General features: G+C 37.5%; 20 protein-coding genes and 2 pseudogenes. 13 read left to right on the top strand and 9 right to left on the bottom strand.

Features of this window, described 5'->3' with window-relative positions; translation table 11 throughout:
• Nucleotides 1–386: 386 nt before the first annotated feature.
• Entirely contained in the window at nt 387–806 is a 420-nt protein-coding gene (locus tag AC2FA3_RS11535; RefSeq protein ID WP_201622640.1) for a PPC domain-containing protein, read from the bottom strand.
• 269 nt (nt 807–1,075) lie between these two features.
• Here AC2FA3_RS11535 and AC2FA3_RS11530 point away from each other — a divergent pair, with 269 nt between their 5' ends.
• From AC2FA3_RS11530 to AC2FA3_RS11505, 6 genes are all read left to right on the top strand, one after another.
• The gene (locus AC2FA3_RS11530; protein WP_201622641.1) at nt 1,076–1,510 is read left to right on the top strand and encodes a hypothetical protein; all 435 of its coding nucleotides are present in this window, start codon (nt 1,076–1,078) and stop codon (nt 1,508–1,510) included.
• A 186-nt stretch (nt 1,511–1,696) separates the two neighbouring features.
• Nucleotides 1,697–2,047 carry a hypothetical protein gene (locus AC2FA3_RS11525; protein WP_201622642.1) on the top strand — a complete coding sequence of 117 codons (351 nt, stop codon included), beginning with the start codon at nt 1,697–1,699 and terminating at the stop codon, nt 2,045–2,047.
• A gap of 33 nt (nt 2,048–2,080) precedes the next feature.
• Complete coding sequence (locus AC2FA3_RS11520; RefSeq protein WP_201622643.1) at nt 2,081–2,719, top strand: tetratricopeptide repeat protein; 639 nt, start codon at nt 2,081–2,083, stop codon at nt 2,717–2,719.
• A 226-nt stretch (nt 2,720–2,945) separates the two neighbouring features.
• Nucleotides 2,946–3,116, top strand: coding sequence for a helix-turn-helix domain-containing protein (locus tag AC2FA3_RS11515; protein WP_227677186.1), 171 nt, complete (start codon nt 2,946–2,948; stop codon nt 3,114–3,116).
• Entirely contained in the window at nt 3,117–4,100 is a 984-nt protein-coding gene (locus tag AC2FA3_RS11510; RefSeq protein ID WP_490509725.1) for an RNA-guided endonuclease InsQ/TnpB family protein, read from the top strand.
• A gap of 329 nt (nt 4,101–4,429) precedes the next feature.
• Nucleotides 4,430–4,858, top strand: a complete 429-nt coding sequence (locus AC2FA3_RS11505) for a hypothetical protein (protein WP_490509675.1) — start codon at nt 4,430–4,432, stop codon at nt 4,856–4,858.
• A 241-nt stretch (nt 4,859–5,099) separates the two neighbouring features.
• On the opposite strand, the gene AC2FA3_RS11500 is transcribed toward AC2FA3_RS11505, so the two are convergent.
• Nucleotides 5,100–5,366, bottom strand: coding sequence for a transposase (locus AC2FA3_RS11500; protein ID WP_490509673.1), 267 nt, complete (start codon nt 5,364–5,366; stop codon nt 5,100–5,102).
• Nucleotides 5,367–5,437: 71 nt separating this feature from the next.
• Between AC2FA3_RS11500 and AC2FA3_RS11495 the strand changes: the two genes are divergently transcribed.
• Both AC2FA3_RS11495 and AC2FA3_RS11490 read left to right on the top strand, forming a co-directional pair.
• The gene (locus AC2FA3_RS11495) at nt 5,438–5,857 is read left to right on the top strand and encodes a transposase family protein (RefSeq protein WP_490509672.1); all 420 of its coding nucleotides are present in this window, start codon (nt 5,438–5,440) and stop codon (nt 5,855–5,857) included.
• Nucleotides 5,817–6,269, top strand: a complete 453-nt coding sequence (locus tag AC2FA3_RS11490; RefSeq protein ID WP_490509671.1) for a transposase family protein — start codon at nt 5,817–5,819, stop codon at nt 6,267–6,269. Before AC2FA3_RS11495 ends, AC2FA3_RS11490 begins: the two co-directional genes overlap by 41 nt.
• 132 nt (nt 6,270–6,401) lie before the next feature.
• Here the strand turns inward: AC2FA3_RS11490 and AC2FA3_RS11485 are convergent, their stop codons facing one another.
• On the bottom strand, nt 6,402–7,463 hold the full coding sequence (locus AC2FA3_RS11485) for an AraC family transcriptional regulator (RefSeq protein WP_490509670.1): 1,062 nt from the start codon (nt 7,461–7,463) through the stop codon (nt 6,402–6,404).
• Between the two features lie 428 nt (nt 7,464–7,891).
• Here AC2FA3_RS11485 and AC2FA3_RS11480 point away from each other — a divergent pair, with 428 nt between their 5' ends.
• From AC2FA3_RS11480 to AC2FA3_RS11470, 3 genes and pseudogenes are all read left to right on the top strand, one after another.
• Nucleotides 7,892–8,116: a helix-turn-helix domain-containing protein gene (locus tag AC2FA3_RS11480; RefSeq protein WP_490509668.1), complete on the top strand. Its 225-nt coding sequence runs from the start codon at nt 7,892–7,894 to the stop codon at nt 8,114–8,116.
• 1 nt (nt 8,117) lies between these two features.
• Nucleotides 8,118–9,237 (top strand): annotated as a pseudogene (locus AC2FA3_RS11475) (IS3 family transposase).
• A 135-nt stretch (nt 9,238–9,372) separates the two neighbouring features.
• A complete protein-coding gene (locus AC2FA3_RS11470; protein ID WP_490509724.1) occupies nt 9,373–9,528 on the top strand; it encodes a transposase in 156 nt (51 codons plus the stop codon).
• A gap of 184 nt (nt 9,529–9,712) precedes the next feature.
• Here AC2FA3_RS11470 and AC2FA3_RS11465 read toward each other — a convergent pair whose 3' ends face one another.
• The 5 genes and pseudogenes from AC2FA3_RS11465 to AC2FA3_RS11445 form a co-directional block, all read right to left on the bottom strand.
• Nucleotides 9,713–10,771: a helix-turn-helix transcriptional regulator gene (locus AC2FA3_RS11465; protein ID WP_490509667.1), complete on the bottom strand. Its 1,059-nt coding sequence runs from the start codon at nt 10,769–10,771 to the stop codon at nt 9,713–9,715.
• Nucleotides 10,772–10,897: 126 nt separating this feature from the next.
• The gene (locus AC2FA3_RS11460) at nt 10,898–11,260 is read right to left on the bottom strand and encodes a transposase (RefSeq protein ID WP_201624253.1); all 363 of its coding nucleotides are present in this window, start codon (nt 11,258–11,260) and stop codon (nt 10,898–10,900) included.
• A pseudogene (locus AC2FA3_RS11455) lies at nt 11,203–11,511 on the bottom strand (IS630 transposase-related protein); the annotation flags it as partial. The pseudogene AC2FA3_RS11455 and the gene AC2FA3_RS11460, both read right to left, overlap by 58 nt.
• A gap of 317 nt (nt 11,512–11,828) precedes the next feature.
• On the bottom strand, nt 11,829–12,185 hold the full coding sequence (locus AC2FA3_RS11450) for a roadblock/LC7 domain-containing protein (protein WP_201624255.1): 357 nt from the start codon (nt 12,183–12,185) through the stop codon (nt 11,829–11,831).
• A 1,078-nt stretch (nt 12,186–13,263) separates the two neighbouring features.
• Nucleotides 13,264–14,346 (bottom strand): hypothetical protein, encoded by a 1,083-nt coding sequence (locus AC2FA3_RS11445; protein WP_490509666.1) that lies wholly within the window; start codon nt 14,344–14,346, stop codon nt 13,264–13,266.
• A 953-nt stretch (nt 14,347–15,299) separates the two neighbouring features.
• Between AC2FA3_RS11445 and AC2FA3_RS11440 the strand changes: the two genes are divergently transcribed.
• The gene (locus AC2FA3_RS11440) at nt 15,300–16,244 is read left to right on the top strand and encodes an RDD family protein (RefSeq protein WP_490509665.1); all 945 of its coding nucleotides are present in this window, start codon (nt 15,300–15,302) and stop codon (nt 16,242–16,244) included.
• Nucleotides 16,245–16,518: 274 nt separating this feature from the next.
• Here the strand turns inward: AC2FA3_RS11440 and AC2FA3_RS11435 are convergent, their stop codons facing one another.
• Nucleotides 16,519–16,746 carry a hypothetical protein gene (locus tag AC2FA3_RS11435; protein ID WP_490509664.1) on the bottom strand — a complete coding sequence of 76 codons (228 nt, stop codon included), beginning with the start codon at nt 16,744–16,746 and terminating at the stop codon, nt 16,519–16,521.
• Between the two features lie 149 nt (nt 16,747–16,895).
• Between AC2FA3_RS11435 and AC2FA3_RS11430 the strand changes: the two genes are divergently transcribed.
• A complete protein-coding gene (locus tag AC2FA3_RS11430; protein WP_490509663.1) occupies nt 16,896–17,654 on the top strand; it encodes a hypothetical protein in 759 nt (252 codons plus the stop codon).
• The last annotated feature ends 56 nt before the right edge of the window (nt 17,655–17,710 follow it).

The raw sequence follows: 17,710 nt of genomic DNA, 5'->3' as shown, positions 1-17,710 counted from the left end.
TACTTATTAGCAATAATAGCCTGCTGAACATAAATGTGTTCATAGCGCTTTTTGATTTATGCTGTCGATTTCATAATTATTAACGTTATATCTAACACTAGCAGTTCGATACCAGTATAGGGATTTAACTCAATTAAAGCCCTCCAATAAGTCTTACCTTATTCAGTAATTTAGGTTAACTAGTGAGGACTTAGACATTAGGTTTTAAACTAATGGTATCAATGTTTTAACTCGCTAAAATAGCCACAGTGTACTTCGTGATGTACCTACCATACATATTCTAGTCGTTTTCGATGCGCTATACAGGCAACAATACTCATGCTGATTATTATTGTTGTTTATACATTTGATAGCGTAGCTCAGTATCACAATTTAAGCTTATATCACTATAAAATAGATACTTCTAGCCAATACGCAGGTGTTTTTCCTCTAGAAGCTTGAGAACGTGGCTGAAGAATACGTAATTCATATTTACCTGAATATGGGAGCGTGTAATAACCTTGATCATCCACTTCAGGCGCAGACTCTCCTACGTTAACAGAGTCTGCTAAATTCTTATGGAATAAATAAGGATCTACATTCCCTCCCGTTGTTTTGACAGAAAGCTTTTGATTCTTTTTAGCATAAAATGTATAGGAATCATACTTGTTGCCCTTTAATTTCCCATAATAGTTAGCTGAGCTGGCGCCTTTTTTAAATTGAACATCAACAGTTTTAGCCACTGCATCTGAAGATGCGGCCATGACTGTAGGGCTTACCACTAGAAGAGGAAGCGCAATTAGGATAGCAGCAGTTAAGTTTTTCATATTTTAAACACCCGAGCAATAAAAAACACCGATTTTAACTTACTTTACACTGTTAAATTTTATAGATATGTTACATTAGCACTACTAACATAAAGGGTATGTTTGTAAGGTACTAATTAGAGCTACCCGTACTGAATAGTATGAATCAATGCACTAGCTAATAGCCTACTGCAAACCAAACTATGGTAGTAGAAACCTGAATTTCATCACGTAAAAAAGAGAACACTGCTATATAGCAGTGTTCTCTTATTATATTTAAAGGGAAAATTATGCGTTCTTTGCTTCTAACGACAATGTGCTTAACGGGCAGTTTAGCTCTAATGGCTTGTAGTAACTATCGAGCCGACACCACCGATAATAATAAGCAACCGACAATAGAAGTACCGGTAGCGTCAGCGGCATTTACCGCTTTTGGCAATAAAGAAAAAAGTTGGCGGACAGTGGTTGAAGGAAATAAATTAAGTGTAGAAGCAGATTTCTTAAATCCAACAACCGTTATGGTCGTGGGCTCTGGTTCTACCGATACTCAAGGTGTTGAATACGCGAGTACAGTGAATGGGCAACCTATTATTTTGAATATACTAAAAAACATTTGTATCGATGATAATGGCTATCAAAATGAATTTACTGCGACACTAAGTTATGCAGGCAAAACATATCAGGGTTGTGCTGTTGCTGGTGCAATAGAAACTGCGCCTACATAGGAGGCAGCCAACGTATACCAATGAGAGTGATTATATTGCATAGTCTTGGGCATGAAAAATTTGTCAAAATAACCAATTAGACCCTTTCACTGGTTTGGTTACCTATATAGGGATCGAACGTATTCCAACAACAGTAAAAATTGTTAATTTATATTTTTATGTTAGGTGATAGGGGTTAATAGCTTTATGAGAGATGAATTAGAAAATACTAAGTCCACACAGAAAAACTCAATTCATAGAAAAATTGGTTTAGGCATTTATATTATATTTGCTTTGATCTATTATTTTTTTATGAAAGACATGTTTCTTGATGGAACTTTCTTCCTCATAGTAGGTATAGCGCTTCTTTTAATTATTATATTTAAATTCTTTAAAAACCATACTTACGATTTTCAGGTTATAGCGGTTTGTATGTATTTTCTTATATTTGGTTCAGTCCATATTCTGCAATTGAGTCCATTAATTTTAGTTGTAGCTAGCATTGTATTAATAATAGTTACGATATTTCCAAACTCAAAGGCAGTTAAAAAAGGTTAGTGTTACCTTGATTAACTAAAAGGACAAGCAGTTATGAAAAAGAAACTAGCAGTATTTTTGCTTACTAGCATTATGCTGACAGGGTGTAATAAAGCCACTAATACTCAGATGAATAGCATTCAAAATAATGTTCCAACCGTGAAATCCGATGTTGAGAAGGATTTTGAAGATCTCACAGTACAAGCTAATCTAGGAGACGCTTCAAGCCAAGGACAATTAGGGCTTATATATTACTATGGTAAAGGCGTTCCTCAAGATTATTCAAAAGCATTTTATTGGTTACAACAAGCAGCTAACCATGGAGACAAAGAAATGCAGGGGATGCTGGCATTGATGTATGAGAAGGGTCAAGGCGTGGATCAAAACGATGCTAAAGCGTTTGAGTTATATAAAGATTTAGCCAATGACGGTATTGACTTATACCAGTCAAAAATTGGAGATATGTACCTTAAAGGTAAAGGTACAACTCAAAGTGATGCGAAGGCTTTTGAGTGGACGCGCAAGGCAGCTTTGCAAGATCTTCCCATGGCTCAATCAGGGCTGGCAGTATTCTATGAGAAAGGTATCAATGTACAGCAGGATAAAAACAAAGCGCTAGAATGGTATCAAAAGTCTTGCAGCAATGGATATCAGTTTGCCTGTGCTGAGTATCGAAGACTTTATCAAAAATAGATATATAAAACTTAAATACTTTCTAAAAAATTAAGGTTATAGCCTACAGTTCGATGTCTGTATAGGGAATCAATGAAACCCAATATTTCTATCTAACGTTATTTTCCATAACGTCTGTTATGGGAAGAAGGGTTCGATAACAGTTACCTAAGATATATCTAATCCTAGCCATTTATTATCAAAATAAGTAATTTCTATATCAATAAAAAGAGGCTAAACAAGCATTATGATCCGTGATCATATCATTGAACTCAAACCAAACAACGTACAGGCGAATCACTTTGCTCGTGCTTGTGGTGTGGCGAGAAAAGCCTATAACTGGGCTTTATATGAGTGGCAACGGCAGTATGCGCTTGATAAGGCGTATCGTGATGCGTGTTTAGCGGCTGGCATATAGATTGATACTAAAAAGCTAAATAAGCCCTCACAGGCGAAGCTCAGACGCGAATTGAATGTCATTAAGCGCGAGTTATTCCCTTATATGTTAGAAGTGACCAAATGTGCTCCGCAACTGGCAATCATGCAACTGGGTGATGCTTATAATAATTTTTTTAAGGGCTTGGCGAAATATCCAACAGCTCACAAGAAAGGACGTGACGATAGGTTTAGCTTATCCAATGACCAACTTGCCATTAAAGGCAAGTCCATTCGCATACCCAATTTAGGCTGGGTTCGTATAAAAGAACTGCTACGTTTTGACGGTAAGATTATGTCGGCCACCATCTCTAAGCGTGGCGGCAAATGGTTTGTCAGCATGGCCGTTGAGATGCAAGAAGTCGCACTTCCTGCTAAAAAGACAGGTAAAAGCGTGGGTATTGACCTTGGTATTACTGATTTATTGGTTTTATCAGATGGTACTAAAATCAAAGCACCAAAACCATTGGGTAGGTATTTAAGAAAACTAAGAGCACTCAATAAAAACCTAAGTCGTACCAAGAAAGGTAGCAAAAACAGAGAAAAAGCAAAAACTAAGCTCTCTCGTTTGCACTACAAAATCAGGTGTATTAGGCAGGATTCTCTCCATCAGATCACAACAAAGCTGGTTAAAGAGTTTGATGTGATTGCAATTGAGGATTTAAACGTCAAAGGCATGGTTAAAAATCGCAGATTGTCACGGGCCATTAGTGATTTGGGTTTCTTCGAATTTGAGCGACAGCTTATTTACAAAACCGATGAGCAAGGTAAGACAGTTAAATCGGTTGGGCGCCTTTATCCCAGCTCAAAAACCTGTTCAAACTACAATCATATCCTTGGTAAAGATGAGCTAACGTTGAAAATGCGCGATTGGATCTGTCCTGTATGTCAGGTTTCTCATAACCGCGACCTCAACGCCAGCATCAATATTTTAAATAATGCGACTGTCATCTTAACAGCCGCATAACCTCCTTTTATTGGACGGTGAGTTCCATCGCCAATTAAAAAAGTCTGTGGAGTCGTGGTCAGTCTAAGTCTCAAACGAGAGGTAGCGCGTGACAATGAAGCAGAAAAAAACATCAAACCTAACCAATAGTTAATATTAATTAGGTTTGAGTAAGATTTTGGAACGGCTGCTATCTAGTTAGGACTTGAATGTGAATCTGTAGGCTAATAGTATCAGCGTTTTAACTCATTGAAATAGTCGCAGTGTACTTCAAGGTGTACATACATTCTATTCGTGATCTATGCGGAAAAGATTAGAATAAAAAATCACTAAATAACTCGGATTAATTCATGCCACTTAAAAAATTTATGATGATTTTTATGCCGTATCTGGTTATTTATATTGTATATTTAATTTATGAAATGACAATCGCTAATAATGTTGACGTTAAAGGTTGGTGGCCATTGGCACTAATCTTTACAGCGCTGTACCAAGCCTTGGTCTCCATAGTATATTGTGTCATTGATAAATTATCTCCGTCGTCTTATCAATATACAGCTGTCTATGGCTTACTATTTGCCTTACCCTTTGCGATAATTTTTCTGATTAGTGAGATTTTTTATCCGATTAATTGGTATGCGGTTAATATGGAAGAGGTCGAATTGACTGCGGCACAAGCGGTGGTACAAAGTTCTCTTTTTTTACCAGTTACGATAGGTATGATTCTATTGACTCATTTAATCATGAGGTGCCTGATATGCCTTAGAAGTATTCGATAGGTATACATATAAAAAACTCTCATCATAAATAGCTGAGTATGATAATAGGCTAAGCCACTCTAGAATTATTAGCATTTTTGAAACTGCCATTTCAATAATAATTCGGCAGAAATCAGGATTTTCTATGCCTATGGTTTATGCTTTCATTGCATCATAGGCATAGAAAGTATAGTTAATTCGCAATAAAAGAGATACAACCCATATCCTTAAAGAGTTTAGGCGGATTATTCTCCATATAGCCCTAGCGTAGAAATTTTACCTGTACCCATTTTTTCTCGATAGCGTTCAGATCAGGGCTATAGGGTGGCCGCCATAAAATACGATGACCGTACCTATTTAGTAATTCTTGAATACGCTTGCTGTTATGAAAGCGGGCATTATCCATAACAATCACACATTTTCTCTTAAGGCTTGGAATCAACGTGTACTTGCACCAATCATAGAATATGCTGCTGTTGATGTTCTGCTCAAAGTAATCAGGCGCAAACAGCATTTCTTTATAGAGCACACCAATAGACCTCTTGCAAAAGTAGCAGAGTATTTTACAATAACTCATACATTTACAACTGGCTAGGAACCATGCCAAATATACATAAGCTTCTCGAACAAGATAATGCTGGTTTTAAACGTTACACAGGCATTCATAAAGCGACCTCCCATGAAATGCTGGATGCTATGCAGCAGCATGAAGCACAAAAGACTAAATCAGGACGACCAAGCGCGCTTAGTCTTGAGGAACAGATATTACTGGCTCTTACTTATTGGCGTGAATACCGGACGCTGTACCACATCAGTATGGACTTTGGTATTCATGAGTCTTCTGCCAGCCGTATCATTCGTAAAGTAGAAGACATACTGATGGATTCAGGTAAGTTTGAATTGCCAAAAAAGCTCCCTAGCAGAGTTGATGACGATATTAATTGGTCAGTCGTCATCGTCGATGCCACCGAAACCCCAATTGAGCGTCCAAAAAAACCAAAGAGACTACTACAGCGGTAAGAAAAAACAGCACACCTTAAAAGCTCAGATTATTGTTCATTGGCAAACCGGTTTGATACTTGACGTTCAAACTTGCAAAAGGTATATCCACGATTTTAAGCTTTACAAGGAAACTTGTCCTGATTGGCTTCCCAATGACGCTAAGTTATTAGCAGATAGTGGCTATCAGGGCATTGCAAAGTTACATAAACAAACTTTCACTCCCTTTAAAAAACCTCGCGGGGGTCAGCTGTTAGACCTTTGCAAACAAGCCAATCACTATTTGGCTAAGTTTCGCATCATGGTTGAACATAAGATAGGCTTAATCAAATTGTTCAAAATAGTGGCTCATAAATATCGTAACCGTCGACAGCGCTATGATCTTAGAATGAAGCTATTCGCCGGAGTTGTTAATTTCGAGCTTACTCTATGACTTTTGCAAGAGGTCTATTTTATATATAAAAAATATAAGCGAGCCCTATTCACCACTCTGAAGTGGTAAATACAATAAGGGATACATTGAAGGATTTTTATGTTTTATAAAAAAACATAAAACATGGAAAATTTATGAGTGCATTTTTTTATAAGACTTTGGTGTTATAGAAAACCAATCCTTAAATGCCGTAAAAAACTGACTACTTGATTGATAGCCTAATAGAAAAGCTACATGTGTACCAGATAGATCATGGTCTACTAAGTACTTATGTGCTAATTCTTTTCGTGTATTTAATAGCATTTCCTGAAAGGTGGTATCTTCCTCCTTCAAACATCGTTGCAACCTACTCACACTCATATTTAAAATCTGTGCCACTTCTTTACGAGTAGGTCGAACCATTCCAATAATAGTTATTAATATGTGCTGACACTGTTCAGAATAGCTATAATTAGGAAACTGCTCATGAAATATATTATGTAGAGGACCAATAAAGAAACAACTACTTGAAAAACTCTTGAACTCGTCGTTTATTTCTAAAAAATAACTATATTCTGAACTTTTTTTAGACCAATAGCGTAGGTATATACTATCGGTCGTTAATTCAGCTGGAGCACTAAAATAGTGTCTATACATATATAAACCATAGTCAGTTACTCGGTGTGATAAAAATACCTTATCAGGATATTTTTGAGTGAAAAAATTTATAATTTTATGAACTGTAAAAATAATAGTATCTATATGATGCTTACAAATAGAGGTTAGCAATAGAGGTTTAAACTCTAGACCTAAACCCCCTTCTATTTTTGACACTTCAATTACTAAAGAATCAGTGAGTAATCTAGAATAACGACAAATCAAATGGCAAATGACACTAAGTGGTACTTCCATACCTTTTTCAAAGAAAGGAGTAAGAACAAGCTTCAAGCCTTTATATAAATTTAGATTTTTAATATCTATATGATTAATGACCTTAAGTCCTATATATTCATCTTGAAAAAAAGATGCAGCCAAATCAAACTCCCTATTAACAATATCTAAAGGCATGCGGTCGCCTGGATACTGATCCATATCATAAAATCCTGACATTATTTTATAAGTATCTTGCTGTCTATTAATAGAAAGCAGGTACGTTGCTAAAGCCTGCCTAAAAGACTCTACTGTAGTTTTATCTACAGTGTACGGATATTCCATATTAATTATCTTTAAACTTGTGTGTCATAAAGACAGTCACAATTAATTTTTAAATATAGACTTCATCTAAATTATATCTATTCCTCAATCTAAATTTTATACCTACTTGCCTTTAACTCTATTACAAATACAATAATATGTGATAATGAAGAACTTATAGTGTATTAGTTAGGGTGTAATACGGCTTACTTTGAACACACCATGATTCTACTAATTATTTAAAAATACACTTTCATCCTGAGAGCAATACGCAGTTATAAAATATCTGTTGTATTATATAATGAGTAATGTTACTTAAAACATCTTAAATGCGTCTCAACTCATATGCGAACAAAATTGAAGAATATTGACCCGAAATGCAACATATATTCAATTCTTTATAAATAAGTTACAATCGTTTTAAAACAAGCGAAATGACAGAAGAATAAATGACCTACTCAGCAGATTTACGAGCACAAGTGATTAAGAGTGTCAAAAACAAAGACATGAGTATCCGTCAGGCTTGTACTTTTTATAATGTTAGCAAAACGGCATTACAGCGCTGGCTCAAAGACTCAAGTATCGAAAAAACTCGGAGTGAACCTCCTCGGTATTGTCGGAAACTCAACATTCTGAGAGAATACGACAATGAAAAGATAAACCTACACCCCTGAGATTAAAGAACGTGCCGTTCGCATACTGATTGAAGCGTCGGGCGACTATCCCTCCACATGGTCAGCCATTCAAGCCATAGCGTCAAAGATTGGCTGTACACCTCAACCCTGCGATCATGGCATAAAAAGTACATAGACCAAACCATTCCCGCCTCAGTACAAGCTCAAAGTGACAAGGAACGCATCAAAGCGCTTGAACGCGAATGCAGAGAGCTTAAGCAAGCCAACGAAATTATACGCAAGGCTACTGGGATTGAAGCCCAGACGGAGACGGGCCGCGCACTCAAGTTAAGGTTCAGTTTATTCATGACCATAAGAATAATTACGAGATCTAGCCATCTGTGGAGTACTAACGATTACCTCATCAACTTACTATCGCTCTAAATACTTAAGCGACAACCCAGACAAGCGCTCACTGCACAAACAGTATGACGACTATCATATCAGTGAAATAAGAAGAATCTGGACCGATAGCAAATGCCGCTATGGTGCAATGCAAGCGGATGGCGTTCCTGTGGCTCGTTGTACGGTAAAGCGGTTAATGAGACAGTATGAGCTGCAAGGCATTTGGCGTGGTAAAGGCGAAATAACAACTCACAGCCGTGACGACCAACTATGGGCGGCTGATCTAGTTAACCGTAACTTTAGCGCCTATCAGCTGTGGGTGGCGGATTTTACCTATATCAAGACGACGTGCGGCTAGGTTTATACCGCTTTTATTATTGACGTGTTTGCCCGTGCTAACGTTGGTTAGAAAGTATCAAATCGCATGGATACCGATATTGTGATGGCAGCGCTCAACCAAGCAATAGCAGGTAGAGATAAGCCCAAAGATGTGACTCATCACAGTGATAGAGGCGTTCAGTACTTATCCATCCGCTACACTTCAAGATGGCTGACTCTGGCATTATTGCCTCTGTTGGCACGACCGGTGACTCCTATGACAATGCATTAGCCGAAACGGTTAGTGGGCTTTATAAGTCTGAGGTGATTCATTATTTAAAAGATAATTGGACTGGTTTAACAAAACACGGCTGCATAGCACAATTGGTTGTGTGTCACCTTTCGAGTTTGAAAAGCGCTATTATGATAGTTTAATCCTGTCAGGCATCGCTACCTAATTCAAGTAAATCACTCTCCGATATAGTCAGGGCGGTTCAGCCTATATCGATAGCTACAACTGGCAAGCAAAAAAGCGTACGAATGTCATTGGTGCTCTGTATGAAAAGATGCTATTTGCGCTGGATTACTTTTAGCTGAATATCAACAGCACCATATTCTACGACTGGTGTAAACATACCCTTATTCCAAGCCTTAAAACTAAATGCATGATCGTCATGGATAATGCAAGCTTTCATAAGAATAAACGTATCCAGAAGCTACTGAACAGACATGGCCATCGTATTCTATAGCTGCTACTTACAGTCCTGATTTAAATTCCATTGAGAAAAAATAGGCAGAGACAACATTTCTACGTCAAGGATGAATGGAGAATAATCTTCCTAAACTGTTCTATAATATGGAATGTATCGATTTTATAAAGACTTAACTATGATAAATAATAGATGTTTCTTCCAGTATTATCTTTTATATGTTTCATAAATCGCTTTGGTAAGCTTTCGGTGTTGTACCAAACCATGTTTTGAAAGCCTTAAAAAACTGGCTGTGAGACTTATAACCTAATAAATAAGCCACATCGGTGGCTGATAAATTTTTCTCAGCCAAATATTGTTTTGCCATTCGCCTTCTCGTATTTTGCAAAATTTCCTGAAACAATGAGCCCTCATCGTCAAGCCTTCTTTGTAATGTACTGACACTAATGTTCATTGCATGGGCGACTTGACTACGGGTCGGCGGAATTATACCCATCATGGTATCAATAATTATCTCACAACGCTGAGTGTAACTAAAATCAGAAAACTGCATGGACATCATGTTAGATAAGGGATTAACAAAAAATCTTCTACCAACCTCATCTTCTGATTTTACTAATGAGCTAGCGGCATGTTCATAGTGCTCTTTAAAGCGCAGATCATATACCAAACTTGTTTTTTCAGCAGAGTTAACGGGTACACTGAAAATATATTCATAATACTCTAACTCGTGAGAGGTATGACGATGTGCAACATATACTTTTTTCAACACACCAGGACAAAAAGCTTCTAATATTCTATAAATTAATACCATAGCTCCATCAATTTGATTGTTGTTCATACTTTCCGGTGCAGTAGAGACGAACTCGACTCGAAGCCCACCCTTCTCTTCCGTTAATTTAAGATCAATAGACTGTGTAACTAGGAAGAAAAAACGAAGCACGAGTCGCATAATTAACAAGAAAGGTAATTCATTATTTATACTCAAGAAAGGCTTTATACATTCGTTAATAGCTTTGTAGAAAGGTAATGATTTAATATTAACCAACATATTTAAGTCTAAGCCTAGATACGTATCTTGCAATATATTAGATAAGGCATGAACTTCCTTAATAACCTCTGACGCAGGTACTCTATCACCTTGGTAGTCGTCCACAGATAAAAAAATATCTACAATTTTAGGAATATCTTTTTCACGGTTTCTTTCAAATAGATATAAGGCTGCTGCTTCTCTTATAGCAAAGATTATGCTTTTATCGGTACTGTATTCAATTTCTATCATATTTAAACTCGATTAATATTAGCTATTACTTATCTTGGATAACTTTTAAATAAGTAGAATAAAACGAACTACAGTCAGTTTAATATAAAATCGATACAGCCCATATTATGAAACAGTTTAGGAAGATTATTCTCCATCCATCCTTGGCGTAGAAATTTTGCCTCTGCCCATTTGTTTTCCCACTCGAGCACAGCTCTCGTATTGCGCTCGGGCAAAGCAGTGCCTTGCTTTATCCTTGCTCAAATCCATGACGATCACGCATTTGGTTTTAAGGCTTGGAATGAGTGTGCATTTACACCAGTGGTAGAATATATTGCTGTTAATATTCTGCTCAAAGCAATCTAGGGCAAACAGCATCTTGCCATAAAGAGCACCGATGATATTAGTACGTTTTTTGGCTTGCCAGTTGTAGGTGTCGATACAATGTTTACCTATCGGTGCATAGCCGTAAGGGCGAATGGTTTCAGCCTCAAAGCCGCTTTCATCCATATAAAAAATAGGATAGCCTTGTTGTATAAAGCTATAAAGCTATAAAGCTTACTCTGATACTGAGCTCTTTTTATCAGACAAGCTTTTGGATGTTCCAAGGTCTTTTTTTGACTAATACCAAGGCGCTTTATAGCATTAAAGATTCCCGTCTTGCTACAGTTCAAGCGGCGGGCTCCTTCGTAGTTATAATCATCGGGATATCTTTTTACGTCTTCAATCAATGCGCCATCAGGTATTTTAGTCGGTGCTTTATTTCTCTTTTTTTTGGGGACTAAATTCTGCTACCAGCTGTGAATGGTACTGGTACTAAGTCCATAAAATAGCGCAGCTTCTCGGATGGTCATGCCATCAGTGATGCTAGAAAGTACTTGTTTGCGATAATCTATTGAATAAGTCATCGTTTATTTTACTAAATAGACCTCTTGCAAAAGTACCGTTTTATTGACCTGCGCCAACAAAGTATCAAGTGGTAGCAATGACTTATGCAAGAGATCTAATGAATTGGTTATAAACACTGTATCGGTTTTATCTAAGATTAATTATAGTAGATTATTAACTACTAACAGGCTTATGAGAACTCTAATTCAGTCTCAAAACTTTTTAGATTATGACGTGCTAAAGCAAGGTTAGATTTTTGACGATCAAGGACTAAGTATAAAAACAGATTGTCATTACGTACTAATGGACGTAGCAAATGATATTGCTTACCAAGCGTAATAAGAATGTCTTCGATACTTTCATTTAGACCTAGAGATGCTGCAACTTTACGTTTAGCGCGTAATACCTCAGTATTGCCAGCAGCGGCAAGCTCAAGGTCGATACCAGAACCTAGGGTTGCTAATGCCAAACCTGATTCGCTGTCTACGAGTGCTGCTGCGATAAAACCATCAATGTCGTTCAATGCATCAAGTGATAATTTAGCCATCTGACTGTACCTTAATTGTGAGGATATGAGAATTAGAATTTTTGAAAAATATACAAATACACCTAGTAACAAAAAAATGTAGTGAATATCGTAAATAAACACTTCATTATTTTATTTTGCTAAGTCAATATAAAATATCTGGGTATTGAAGCATAATTCCATAATAAAACAATACAAAATTAAGGCTGCATGCTAATCCAATAGAATATTGACTCGAAGGACAATAGCTGTGTGAGTATTTATTGTTATCACGAATTTTTTCCCTTTGAGGTAGTAATATTTATGCGTTGTTTATTCTTGTTTTTACCGTTTATGTAGGTAATGCGTGTCATCAACTAGGCCAAACTATATAATAAATTAGGTAGATATTTAGTGGTCAACTAAATTAGGACGGCTGATAAGAGGTTCTTGTTAAAGTGACGTCTCTCTTTTTCAGCAATGATGTTTTTAGCCTCAGCTATATTCTCATAACCACTCTTTGACACCCATTCTGTTTTAAAGCTTATGAAGAGTCTTTCAGTTGGGGCATTGTCCCATGAGCGAGGATAAGCAAAGCACTGCTTTGCCCGATCGTCAACATCTTCAAATAAGCAGAACAGCGTTATATATCTTTAGCACGGTGATAGATTGACGGGGCAATCGGTGGGATTATACGTATTGGCTCGACTCAATAACTACCTCTATGATCATCAATAAACTGAAACATTACTTGGGTGGACGGCCCGTCTCAGCCTGGGCTTCAATACCGGCAGCCTTGAGTATAATTTCGTTGGCTTGCTTGAGCTCTCTATTTTCGCGTTCAAGCTCTTTTATGCGTTGATCTTGGCTTTGGGCTTGTACTGTTGCAGGAATGGTTTGGTCTATGTGCTTCTTGTGCCATAATCGCAGGGTCTCAGGCGTGTAGCCAATCTTTGATGCTATAGCTTATATGGCTGTCAATGTGGAGGGATAATCGCCTGCTGCTTCTACTAGCATGCGAATATACTAGCCAGCCGTAAACGTGTAAATAAAAGCCCCACATAATAATGTAAGACTTTTTTCTTGCTATAAGGTACTTAAACACATTATTCAATATTGATTAGCGTGACGGCATAGGCTGGCCTGTTTCCAGTGACACTAACGCATCTCTTTGAGCACGAGTTAGCTCTCCGTTTGATCCTTTAATAGGCTCACTAATTCGGGCTTTTTCTCTCTCATACTCTAACCGCTCATTGTAACCACGTCTCACTGTTGGTGCTGGAGCTCGCTCTAACGCTAGTAATTGCTCTGTTTGTGATGCTGTCAGCCCTTTAGAGCCCCTAACAGGTTCACTGATTAAAGCTTTTATTCTCTCTCGTTCAAGCTTTTCATCATAGCTTAATTGGCGCGCAGCAGCTGCTCCTTGGGCTTGTGGTGACGTCTGAGTAGATAGTTGTTGCGAATGCTGATATTGATTTCGCTGATTCCTTTGATTATGAGCTTTGATAGCTTCTAGATCACGGCTTTGTTTTTCTTGATAATCCATCTGCGCGAGAGCTTGTGCATTGTTTTGTCTGGCTTGATATTCAGAAGCCCTATAACTCTCTAAATCTTTTTTGAAAGTGCTAAAAACATAGATTACCTCTGCTGATGTGCCTTCTTTTAAAATCCTCGCAATATCATCTTGCTCTCCTGCTGGCTTCCCTTGTAACCATGCATCAAACTCAGGACTCTCCATAACCTTGTCTGCATCAGGATGGGCTTGATAAATAGCCTCGTAATGTAGCTTCTCAGCTTTGTCATCGTTAGGGTCAGGTGCAGCCAGCGCTAGCACTTCTTCTTGATTCTCAGCACGTATGTCCCAGTCCCAAGGCTGGCTAGTATCAACCTCACTAGCCATCTCGCCAGCTTGTTCTTGCCCGATAATGGAAGGTATGACGATAGACACAATGACACCCAACAAACATAGAGCAGCAATAGATAAAAAATACTTCTTAAACAGACCTCTTTCATACTGATCAAACCCATCTTTAGGAATGAAATAAAAAACAATATGAACGAATGGACTGAAAAGTACCGCCGCAATCGCTAATAAAGAGCTATAACCCCAAATGATTCGAACGGTTTGGAATAAGTACCAAAATGATGCAACAATAACAACTAACGCCGTGACGCAAAGGCCAAAAATTATGATGCTATCCATGACTAGTTCTATTCCACTTCAGTTTTAATATAGATAGGGAGTATATCCGCCCTACTCATCTCTTGTCTAATATTTATAGACAATAGTTATATCTTGCCAGTCTTGCTTAAATCTAAGCCAATGAGATACACCGATAAAACACGCTATTATTAGTATCAACTAATAAATATTAAGATCATTTTCCCTATCATACTGCTGTATTTGTGCAGACTCTCTATAGTCTCCGTTTGAATTTGCTTACGCTGGCGTGCACGTCAATTTTGAGACTGATAACATATAATCTGTAGCAGTAAACATCTTCCGCATGACCCAATCCCTTATATGACATATATAACGTCAAAGTAGCTCGAAAATTATTAGGTTACCAGTAGTAACTCTACTCCATCTTATTTAACTAATCTTTTGTCAAGTCGTTAATAACGTTAGGAATGGAGTCTGGACGATATAGCTAATAGTAAGGGCAGTGCCTTTAGCATAGTAGAAGATGACCCTGCGTATGATGGTGTTATAGGTAAAGTCACAAGTAATACGATAGGCATTAAGGCTGATGTTTATTAATCAATAATGGTAAAACTGTCTACTTCGATCATCAGTGTATTCTGACCACGCAAAATGCGTACTGAGAATTCTTCAAACTAATCCCGTTTGACGCGTCTCATCAGCACTGGTATAAAGTTTTAGATATCACTCAATATTGCTCACACTATATTCAAAAGTAGATTGTTCTTCAGTCCAGTAGTGATACAATCGGTGAAAAATTACAGTCGCTTAGGATGCTGCATGCCTATCGTTAGAACTGAACCGCCCCGACTTTATCGGAGGCTGCTTTTCTTGAATCAGGCAGCGACATATAACAGGATTAAATGATCAGATGGTTTTTTAAAGACCCTACGCTTGTTTGTCAACATCCTTTCTATTAAGCTAGCAGATTTATTTTTAATTTGAGAGTATTAATGGCGACCATAAAAGAGAAGACATACTTAGCAGATATTTATAGCCGCCTTGGCGCTTTACTGGTTGATGCGATCATTTTGGGATGTGTTGGGCTACTACTAGGATTGATATTCGAAAGTGTATTTGTGAAATTAGGCAATTGGGGGCAACTTGTTGGTGTCATTATCGTGCTATTGTATTTTGGTATTGGCAATAGCCAACGTGCTGGTGGACAAACTCTTGGCAAAAAACTACTAAAGATAAGAGTGGTTGATAAGAGCGGCATTCCGTTAAGTATGGGTAAAGCCAGTCTGCGTGCTATTGTTTTGATCACACCATTTGCCCTCAACGGCCAGTCTGTATTTGGTGACAATCCATCTGATATATTACTCTATCTGCTAACCGCGATCGTATTTGGCGGTATATTAGCCATTGTTTACCTGTTCTTTTTTAACAAAAGTACCAGACAGTCCTTGCATGATCTGGCTGCAAACTCTATCGTCATTAATATAAGTGCTGACAAACAATCTATAGTGCCCATTTGGAAGGGTCACCTTGTTATTGTTGTGTTGCTATTTTTAACATCGGCAGCCGTTCCTGCTTTTACCAATGATGGCATGGCTATGGATAACGGCCTTTTTGAAGAACTGATAGCAGTACAAACAGCGCTATTGTCTGAGCCTAATATCAGCTCCGCGGGCGTACATCAAAACACGCATACTTTTACTGACAACGATGGCAGCCAAACAGTGACGGAAAGTCTTTCGATTGAGATACCTATGGATAAAAATAACATCAGTGATGAAGGTTTTGCCAAAAATGTGGCTAAAAAAGCGTACAGCAGTTATGCGTTAGCCAATGAAGTGGATGTGGTTTACGTTTCATTATCATATGGTTATAACATCGGTATCGCCTCAAAGTCGCAGTACTATCGCTATGAGTTTGAATCCAGTGAGCTAAAATAATAGTATTATTCTAATTTCTGGTAGTGTATCAGAAAGTATGTTGAAAAAATAAAGGAGAGGTGATAGCCGAAGTAAGCGGATATATTTGATGTTATGAAAACGCAAATAGAAATTAGCTGCCCCGACTGACACAGTTTATTTGCAATCATGCCTCAACCTGTAACGGCTGTCATTCTAAAATAGAAGACATCATACGGTTAGAGGTTGTGGTGTTAGAAATATTGCCATTATGGCTTAACTTAAATAAATCACTCTCCGATAAAGTCGAGGCGGTTCATTTCTCATTTTTCAAACTACCATCAAACAAATACCTAGGGTCTAATTTAGCAAATATCAAATACTGGATTACCATAAGAAAAATAGACCAACCAAAAAAATCGCCTATGATACCTGGTACGCTATCAAAATAGACATTCAAAATATTTACAACGATGGCAATAAGAGAAAAAGTAGCACTTAAAATCCAAATCACTTGTAGCAATCTAATTATAAAAGACTTCAAAATTAACTCCTAAGCCATATCCAGTCAAAAAAAGACTATACCCATATCGATCATTGCTGAAAAATATAGTGCAGCCAATGCTTTGCTCTTGTGAAAAAAACGAATATTTGTTTATAAGATAATTATTACTATATTTAAAAGGATACAAAATGAACCAGTCATATAGAGTGAGGTTTTTAAATATAATGATAGGATTGTTTGCTACATCAGGGTTAATAGCTTGTGCAAATGATATAACAGAGGGTATGGCTCATAGCCAAAATAAATCCCATTCAGCCGTTGGTGAAGACGTTAACTCAATTAGCAAAGCTGATGAAAGCGCTATAGCAAAAGGTCAATACCCTGTTGCATCAGTGCTGATTAAATTAATGGAAGACGTGGACCTTACCTTTGTCTCCGTAGATCCGGAGGATGCTCATGAGCTGCGACTTAAAACAGTGAAAACGGGAGATACTGAGCTCAACGGTAAAACGGCTAAATATGCTCAGGTTCAAAATATTTACAAATTAGGTGACGCACCGAATATTTATTTTCCAAAGCAGTATTATTATTCCTTAAATCCTCTACAGCTATACTTATACGTTATGAGCGAAGACCTTGACGTACAAACCATGGTAGGCCAATCTATTCCTGTGCCAAAATATGCAAAGGTTGGCACATCGCAAAATCACATCCCAAAAGCCACTTACAATAATATTTTTGATAATATCAAATCATCATGGTCATTAAGCAAAGCCACGTCCAATACGGCTTGGTTGTGCGATACCTTTGAATATTCGGACCAGTCATCAGGAGCAGATGCTTTTTTAAAGGCTTGTTATGAGATTAATCAAGCAGGTGACATCTTAGATGGCAAAATAAATATGCCCTCTATGTTAGAGGCTAAGGGTAATCCCCCCACTAAATAAGAACACTTAGAAATAGAGATTAACTGCTAAAATATATCAGCAGGAGAATCCTATGA

The sequence above is a fragment of the Janibacter sp. CoH_79_TC_3 genome (assembly GCF_058197955.1).
Note: the sequence above shows the minus strand (reverse complement) of the source record. Positions and strands in the feature narration are given on the sequence as shown.